Origin of the sequence: Streptomyces sp. JW3 (assembly GCF_052216785.1) — a bacterium.
Lineage (GTDB): Bacteria > Actinomycetota > Actinomycetes > Streptomycetales > Streptomycetaceae > Streptomyces.
Map to the genome: position 1 here is coordinate 1 of NZ_JBQOUX010000233.1, position 1,741 is coordinate 1,741.

The window sequence follows — 1,741 nt, forward strand, 5'->3', positions numbered from 1 at the left end:
GAGAAGTACCAGCTCAAACCACGCGACTGGGACGCCGCCGCCCGCGAGGGCCGCACCCTCGCCCCGCTCATCACCCGCCTCAACAGCATCCGGCGCGCCCATCCCGCCCTGCGCCAACTGCGCGACCTGCACTTCCACCACACCGACAAGGAGGAGGTGATCGCCTACTCGAAGCGGCAGGGCTCGAACACGGTTCTGGTGGTCGTCAACCTCGACCCCCACCACACCCAGGAGGCCACGGTCTCGTTGGACATGCCGCGACTCGGCCTGGACCGGCACGAGTCGGTGCCGGTGCGTGACGAGCTCACCGGCGAGACCTATCACTGGGGCAGGGCCAACTACGTGCGCCTCGAACCGGGCCGTCGGCCCGCGCACGTCTTCGCGGTTCTGCGACCGTCCACCCCGCAGATCGGAGGGTCACCCACAACATGATCGTCAATGAGCCCGTACTGGACACCTTCGAGGACACCCCGGCGAAGGACCGGGACCCGGACTGGTTCAAACGAGCCGTCTTCTACGAGGTCCTGGTCCGCTCCTTCCAGGACAGCAACGGCGACGGCGTCGGCGACCTCAAGGGCCTGACCGCCAAACTCGACTACCTCCAGTGGCTCGGCGTGGACTGCCTGTGGCTCCCGCCGTTCTTCAAGTCACCGCTCAGGGACGGCGGTTACGACGTCTCCGACTACACCGCCGTACTGCCCGAGTTCGGCGACCTGGCCGACTTCGTGGAGTTTGTCGACGCCGCCCACCAGCGCGGCATGCGGGTGATCATCGACTTCGTCATGAACCACACCAGCGACCAGCACCCGTGGTTCCAGGAGTCCCGCAAGGACCCCGACGGCCCCTACGGGGACTACTACGTCTGGGCCGACGACGACAAGCAGTTCCAGGACGCGCGGATCATCTTCGTCGACACCGAGGCGTCCAACTGGACCTACGACCCGGTGCGCAAGCAGTACTACTGGCACCGGTTCTTCTCCCACCAGCCGGACCTGAACTACGAGAACCCGGCCGTCCAGGAGGAGATGATCTCCGCCCTGAAGTTCTGGCTGGACCTCGGCATCGACGGGTTCCGGCTGGACGCGGTGCCGTACCTCTACCAGGAGGAGGGCACCAACTGCGAGAACCTTCCGGCAACGCACGCCTTCCTCAAACGGGTGCGCAAGGAGATCGACGACCAGTACCCGGACACCGTGGTACTCGCCGAGGCCAACCAGTGGCCCGAGGACGTCGTCGACTACTTCGGGGACTACGCCTCCGGCGGCGACGAGTGCCACATGGCGTTCCACTTCCCGGTCATGCCGCGCATCTTCATGGCGGTGCGCAGGGAGTCGCGGTACCCGGTCTCGGAGATCCTGGCCAAGACCCCGGCCATTCCCGCCCGCTGCCAGTGGGGCATCTTCCTGCGCAACCACGACGAGCTGACCCTGGAGATGGTCACCGACGAGGAACGCGACTACATGTGGGCGGAGTACGCCAAAGACCCCCGCATGCGCGCCAACATCGGCATCCGGCGACGGCTCGCGCCGCTGCTCGACAACGACCGCAACCAGATCGAGCTGTTCACCGCCCTGCTGCTCTCCCTCCCCGGCTCGCCGATCCTGTACTACGGCGACGAGATCGGCATGGGCGACAACATCTGGCTCGGCGACCGGGACGCCGTCCGCACACCGATGCAGTGGACGCCGGACCGCAACGCCGGGTTCTCGTCGTCCGACCCGGGCCGGCTCTTCCTGCCGAC

General features: G+C 66.7%; 2 protein-coding genes. Both read left to right on the forward strand.

What is annotated here, in order from left to right; all coding sequences use genetic code 11:
• The coding region (locus ACTT8P_RS38225; protein ID WP_442836390.1) for a DUF3459 domain-containing protein at positions 1 to 432 on the forward strand (432 nt) is incomplete at its 5' end.
• Positions 429 to 1,741: maltose alpha-D-glucosyltransferase (gene treS, locus ACTT8P_RS38230; protein WP_442836391.1), on the forward strand; the 1,313-nt coding region annotated here is incomplete at its 3' end. The genes ACTT8P_RS38225 and treS, both read left to right, overlap by 4 nt.